8 protein-coding genes are annotated in these 6,193 nt (G+C 61.5%); 1 reads left to right on the top strand and 7 read right to left on the bottom strand.

The genetic code is table 11. From position 1 onward, the window contains the following. Positions 1-125 precede the first annotated feature (125 nt). From U0L91_RS08040 to U0L91_RS08020, 5 genes are read right to left on the bottom strand one after another with little or no spacing between them, the layout of a single operon-like run. Positions 126-680, bottom strand: coding sequence for a hypothetical protein (locus tag U0L91_RS08040; protein ID WP_118761591.1), 555 nt, complete (start codon positions 678-680; stop codon positions 126-128). A gap of 12 nt (positions 681-692) precedes the next feature. Beyond that, a complete protein-coding gene (locus tag U0L91_RS08035; protein ID WP_020989844.1) occupies positions 693-1,103 on the bottom strand; it encodes a hypothetical protein in 411 nt (136 codons plus the stop codon). Then, positions 1,103-2,023, bottom strand: a complete 921-nt coding sequence (locus tag U0L91_RS08030) for a phage late control D family protein (RefSeq protein WP_330045902.1) — start codon at positions 2,021-2,023, stop codon at positions 1,103-1,105. Before U0L91_RS08030 ends, U0L91_RS08035 begins: the two co-directional genes overlap by 1 nt. Positions 2,024-2,027: 4 nt before the next feature. After that, entirely contained in the window at positions 2,028-2,252 is a 225-nt protein-coding gene (locus tag U0L91_RS08025; RefSeq protein WP_330045901.1) for a tail protein X, read from the bottom strand. After that, positions 2,224-4,287: a phage tail tape measure protein gene (locus U0L91_RS08020; RefSeq protein WP_330045900.1), complete on the bottom strand. Its 2,064-nt coding sequence runs from the start codon at positions 4,285-4,287 to the stop codon at positions 2,224-2,226. The genes U0L91_RS08025 and U0L91_RS08020 overlap by 29 nt, the downstream gene beginning before the upstream one ends. Before the next feature lie 73 nt (positions 4,288-4,360). Here U0L91_RS08020 and U0L91_RS08015 point away from each other — a divergent pair, with 73 nt between their 5' ends. Further along, on the top strand, positions 4,361-4,954 hold the full coding sequence (locus U0L91_RS08015) for a hypothetical protein (RefSeq protein ID WP_330045898.1): 594 nt from the start codon (positions 4,361-4,363) through the stop codon (positions 4,952-4,954). 144 nt (positions 4,955-5,098) lie between these two features. Here U0L91_RS08015 and U0L91_RS08010 read toward each other — a convergent pair whose 3' ends face one another. Both U0L91_RS08010 and U0L91_RS08005 read right to left on the bottom strand, forming a co-directional pair. Next, positions 5,099-5,509 (bottom strand): early nodulin 20 (N-20), encoded by a 411-nt coding sequence (locus U0L91_RS08010; protein WP_330045897.1) that lies wholly within the window; start codon positions 5,507-5,509, stop codon positions 5,099-5,101. A gap of 57 nt (positions 5,510-5,566) precedes the next feature. Continuing rightward, positions 5,567-6,079, bottom strand: a complete 513-nt coding sequence (locus U0L91_RS08005; protein ID WP_033121175.1) for a phage major tail tube protein — start codon at positions 6,077-6,079, stop codon at positions 5,567-5,569. Positions 6,080-6,193 lie beyond the last annotated feature (114 nt).

The following is a 6,193-nucleotide window of genomic DNA, read 5'->3' as shown; positions in this document are numbered from 1 at the left end:
GATCAGCGTGCGGTCGATCCCTTTGATGCGCTCATAGGGCACCTCCCCGCGGATGGTCTTGAGGAGGTTCTGCACACAGATCTCGGGCGCTCCGTTGCCGGATGCTTTCATGGGATCACCTCGCTTTACTTGAGCTGTGCGTTGTTGGGTTTCTTCGCAGCCTTGTCGCTGCTGGATGCTCCGACGGTGACGGCGCTCAGACGCCGGCCGACGCCGCCAGAGGACGATACGCCGGCCGCGGACGAGCTTTTGCTCGAGCCGCCTGCGCCGGCCTTCTTGCTGCTGGCCTCCTCGGCGTATTCCGTCAGGTTGATCGTGATCTTGCCCTTCAGGATCCGGCCGAGGTTGTCGAGTGTGGTGTCTGAGAGGCTGACGCCGGTGAGCTGAAGATTGGCCGGGCCGAAGCGCCGGCCGGCCAGATAGAAGGGGGCGTACTGCCCGACCAGCGACGTCCACGACTCGAACTCTCCCCGGGCGTCGCCGCCCACGGCAGACGCCAGATCGAAGTCGAAGCTCATGCTTTGCAGCTTGAGCGCCTTGGTCTTGGTGGCCGGGGATCCGGCCTTGTCGTCGCTGTTTTCCGTGTCGAGCTCGACGCTGGAGGAGACGCCATTCAGGGCGGCGATCCTCTGGCTGGAGACGCCCCACGTCTTGCCGTTCCATGATGCCATGACGGCCATGTCTATCCCTCCTTACTGCGGGCCAGAAGTGCCGCCTCCCATGCTGTCGGTGTGGGTGTGGCCGGTCAGGCTGATGCCCGTGGCGGTCACGTCTGCCGACGGGACGCTGATGCCCTTGTCCTGCATCGTGAGCGCGCCCTTCTTGACGGTGATGTCGCCCGGGACGATACCGTCCCACTCTCCGTCCATGCGGGAGAGGATGATGCCGGTGCCGTCCTCGAACATAGCATAGGCGACTTCTGTGCCGGGGGTCAGGTTTCCCATCTCTCCGCGCAGATACCACGGGATCGTCAGCGGCCGTGTGACCATGCTGTCGGCGGTGCTCGGGAGCACTCTGGCCGTGGTTTTGTCGCCGTTCCTGTCTGCCTTTCCCTCCACGCTGGAGATCTTGCCCTTCTGGATCATTTGGTTGTTGCTGTTCATCAATATCCCTCCAGTGGCTTGCGGAGGTATAGCTTGCTCCGCGTCTTGACGTAGTCGTGCCGGATCCGGCTGATGAAGGCTGTGCCGTCCCACGACTTAACGCCCTCGGTCGCCAGCGTGACCACAGATCCCGCCGCATAGTCTCGCAGCAGCGAGCCCGTCCAGAGGGTGCCGACGGTCGCGTTTTTGTTGGCGTCCCGGAGGAGGCCCTTGGCGAAGCGGTCGGCCTCGCTCTGGTCAGTCATGCGGAAGGGTAGGATCCGGCGCAGCACCTTGTCGCCGCCGTTCGGGGCCGCGAAGGTGCCGGTCAGACCGCCGTTGACGGCTTCGGCCGAGCCGTAGGCGTTGGTGCCCTCGTCGCGGTACTCGAAGTCATTGGCCGGGGTGATGGTGATGGTGTCGACGGGCTGCTGGCTTTCCATGTGCGCCTCGTCGTAGACGACCAGCTTGCCGTCATACACCAGAAACGCCGCGCCCTCGAGGGTGCAGCGGTTTTGAAAAAATGCGAAGTCTGCGAGGTTGTTCTGCTCGACGTAGTCGTAGGTCTGGTCGGTGATCCCGTAGGTCTCGAGCGTCAGGCCGTGGCGGCCGGCAATCTCCTGAGCCAGTTGCAGGAACTTGACCTTTTCCCATGACTTGCTCCGCTTATCCTTCGCAGACTGCGGGACGGAATAGGCCCGCAGGGTGATGATGCCGGACTCGGGGACGACGCTCTCGACGAACATTTTGCCCGTCTTGGCAGCGCCGTCCTCGATGGCGATGGTGTCGCCCTTCTTGGGGTTCCACGAGTCCCACAGCTCGCGGGTGTCGTTGAGTTTGAGAAGCAGCTCGTCGCTCTGCTTTTCGGCGTACATATCGTGATAGCAGCGGTGGACGCTGACGTCCGGGTAGATGTCGACGCCTTCGTATAGGATCTTCACGGCGTCACCTCCTCCACGGCGGCAGGGTCTCCGGCGTCTCCACGGTCTCGACGATCGGGATCCGCACAGCCTCGCCGCCCTCGAAGATCAGCACGGCGCTGAGGTCGGGGTTGGCCTCGATGATGGTGCTCGCCATGCGCTCCTCGTTATAGGCGACGAGCGCGATGCTGTCGAAGGTGTCGCCGCCCTGCGCCACATAATCAATAAAGCCGACTGTCTGCTGTGACATAGGCGCCGCCCTCCCTTCTGCTGAGTGCCTCGAGGATGAAGTCGATGAACTCCGGCTCGAGGTCGCGGAGCTTTCGGATCAGGGCGTCCTCGTCGGTGTCGCCATCGATCTTGATCTGTGGGGAGAAGGACAGCCCGCTCAGGTCGTAGACCACAGCGGTGCCGGAGCCGCCGCTGAGCAGCTCGTAGTCGCTTTCGCCGTCAGATGCCCCGAGCATCCGGCCCGCCTCGGCCCAGTAGGACAGGTTTTGCGAGCGGTATGCAGGGTTGAAGCTGATGACCGCCTCGGTCGGGTAGCGCGGATCCTCGCCAGCGATGGACGGGCCTCTTGTGAAGCCGCCGGTCGCATAGCCAGAGACGGACGCGCTGCCGCCGCCCCCACCTCCGAACAGGCCGGCGATCTTGGAAATGACGCCGGAGCCGAAGCTGACAATTTTCGATACCCAGCCGACGATCGTGCCGAGCACGCTGGCGATGGGCTCCAGAATAGACAGCAGCGGAGTCAGTAGCGGGGTGATGGCGCCGATCAGGCTCAGGATCGGGGGGAGTAGTGCCTGAACGAGCTGCATCAGGGGATCAAGCAGCGGCATGATGACGCTGTTGACGATTTGCAGGGCTACTTCCAGCAGCGGGGTGATGACCGGCAGCAGGCTCGAGATGATGCTCACCAGCACAGGCAGCACGGCGCTGACGATCTGCGTGATGATCGGGAGCACGGTGGCGAGCAGGCTGGCAATAGGCGGCAGGATCGCGGAGACGATCTGCATGAGTGGCGGGAGGAGCGTCTGCACAAGGTTGAGAAGCGGCGGGAGCAGAGTGCTCATTAGCTGCGTCAGAACAGGCAGAAGGTCGGCCGCGAGCTGAGAGATCAGGGGCAGAACCTCCTCGAGGGCGTCGGCCGCGCCGGTCAGGAACTCGTCGACAAACGGGGCCGCAGCCTCGACCGCCTTTGAGATGGCCGGGGTGATCTGCTCCATCAGCTTTTGCAGGGTCGGCATGAACTTGTTGAGCCCGTCGAACACAGTGTTCGCCATAGGCTTGAGGGCCACTTCGAGCCCCTGCTTCATAACCTGAAGCCGCTCGGCGAAGTCGTAGGTGTCATCGGCTGCGCCGGCGATTGTCTCGCCGTTTTCTTGCAGCTCAGCCGTCAGGTCTGCGACGGCCAGAGAGCCGTCTCGGATCGCTGCGGCCATCGTGGAGCCCGCCCTTGTACCGAAGATCTCCGACGCGATGCTGGCGGCCTCTGCGGCCGTCCCGGCGTTTTTGATCTTTTCGTAGTACATGGCGAGCCCGTCGCTGGCGCTGATGCCCTCCTTGGCAAGTGTGGCGACGCTCTTTTTCATGGCGCCGAGCACTTCGTCGGTGTTTACGCCGGCTTTGTCGAGCTGGCCCATCAGGGCGCTCGCCGTCTCGAAGGAGTAGCCCATCTCCTGAAGCTGCGGGCCGAACTTCTGCATATCTGCCATCAGATCCGTGAAGCCAATACCCGTGCTCTGGCTGACCTTAAAGATGTAGTCCATAGCGCCGCCCATGTCGTCGGCGTCGATGTTCCACTGTTGGAAGGCTTGGCTCGACTCCTCGATCACGCTGCCGAGGTCGTCCCCGAGCATATCGCTCACTTGGATGGCCTGCTTGGAGATCTCCTGAAGCTGCGGGCCGGTGAGGCCGAGGCGGGTGTTGTAGTCTGCGATCGCCTTGCTGGCGTCCTCCATTGTGGTCGGGACGCTCTTGTAGACGGCGTCGAAGTCATCCAGAAGCCCATCCAGCGCGTCGCCGGTGGCGCCGGTTCCGATGCGGATAGCATCAGCCGCGTCATCGAAGGACGCGCCGAGATCCTTCATGTACTTTCCGGCCTCGACGACTGCCTTGCCTGTCGCCACAGGGATTGCGGCAATAGCCGCTGCGATGGCACCTGTTTTCAGCTTTTTGCCGAGCCCGTCGACATACTTCGATGCGCCTTTGATTGCTTTTTCGAGGCTCGGGTCGATCATGCCGGCGATGCTGACAACGGCCTCCATCGTTTTGCTTTGTGCCATCTTTTCACCTCCTTGTTTTGTGGCTCGGTGTCAGGTATAATTATCCCAAAGATGACTAAAAGGAGGTCACTATATGAATAACCAAACACTGACTAAAGTGGTCGAGAGCATTGAGCGAACAGCCACAGGCTCACAGCAGGAACTTCGTGCGATAATGAAACAGATTATTTACGACAAACGCCCCGCCGCTTGCTCGCGTCGTTGCGACTCCGTTGCCGAACTGGAGCGCGAGGGGCTTGTTGTTCGCGTAGATGATCCGTTTCTTGCCCTTAGCTTTTTGAAGCGCAACGAACTCGTCGCACGTCTGGACGGGATTGGTGCTGCCGGTTTCAAGAAAAACGCAAAACAGGCCGATTTGGTCGCGTGGTGCGTTGATACCCTTGGTGGCGATGTGCTGAAGCTCGTCCCGGATGTCGCTGTTGCAGTTATGAGCGAGCGGCTGGAGAGCGTAAAAAAGAAAAGCTACATTTACCTCACAAGGAAATTTGAAACGGTGCCCTATTATGACCCCGACCGTGACGAGATTGTCGATATTCCGCAGGGCTCTGAGTTTGTCGCGGCTGTGACTATGGCAGGGAGCTCGCTCTCTCTGCGTTTTCCAGATGACGAAATTACTGCGCTTTTAGATGCGCATGGCTGTAACCGTTGCCGAAGTTGGAAACGGTGATGACCTGCCGCCGGGCATTTGCTCGGCGGCTTTTTTATCGCCTTCTGATGTGGGGTTTCTTAAAGTTGGCCGCACGAGTCGGCCGGCTCGCTTGGAGCCGCTTGGCCTCCTCGACGGCCTCCCCGTATTCGGTCAGGAAGTCGGTCAGCCTTCGCTCTCCGAGGTCTCGCGTCGACGTGTGGAAGGCTCGGGCGTAGTCTCGGATTGCGCGTCGGAGCTGTCGGGGGTGTAGGGTTCCTCCGACTTCCCGGAAATAAAATCCCGGCCGATCCTCATAATCTTCATAACGTCGTAGCCGCGGACGCGCTCGAGGTCGGAGATGTCGATCTCAGGGTTGACCGCGATGACGGCAGCGAAGCCGAGGTAGAGGTGCAGGCCGTAGTCCAGCTCGGCCGCGCCGGCTGCGTTGCCATTCTTGGAGCCGCTGGCGCTCAGCTTTCTGGCGTCAGCTTCAGCAAACGCCTGTGCGGTGATCTCGCTGATGTCATAGGTCAGCTCGTTGTAGCTCTTGCCGTTGATCTGCACAGGGTTGTCGAGCTTGATGGTGTTCTTCATTGGGTGCGTCTCCTTTCGATAAACAGAGGGCGCCGCATAGGCGCGGCGCCCTTCAGGTTACAGTAGGCTGCGGATGTCCTTGGCGTAGTCGACGCCGCCGACGCGCAGGATCGTGTTGAGCTGGTCGATCAGCCAGTATTCAGCGCCGCCGACGTAGAGCTGGTAGCGGCTCACGGCAAACGTGGCCTCGTTCTCGCTGGTGTTGCCGGGATCCACGGAGAGCCCCGGGATGCCCTTAGAGACGCAGCGGAGGAACGCCTTGCAGCCTTCGGTCTTTGTGGAGCCGTCGGCCTGCTTGACGTCCTGAGCCCAGCGGATCTCGATGGTCTTGCTCTCGAGCTTCATCATGTTCCGCAGGCCGAGGTCGATGCCGATCTTGGTGATGGATGCCTCCATAGCCTCGATCTGGCCGAGGATGGGGGCGGTGTAGGTTCCCATAGCCTTGAAGTCAGCGGTCACGGGAGTGACAGCCGGCAGCGCGATGGTCACGTCTTTGGCGACGAGAGTGCCGCCGATGTAGACGGTGTCGGCGAGGATGGGGCCCTTCAGGTCGAGCCACAGGTTTGCCATTACTCGTCACCTCCTTCGTAGTAGACAGAGAAGCCCGCGTCGGTGTAGGCGACGTAGACGCTCGCAGACTTGAGGGGCGGGGTCGGGGTGACGGCGATGTCCCAGCGGAAGTCG

The organism is Gemmiger sp. (assembly GCF_036306485.1).
GTDB lineage: Bacteria > Bacillota > Clostridia > Oscillospirales > Ruminococcaceae > Gemmiger.
This window is presented reverse-complemented; position numbering and strand designations above follow the sequence as displayed.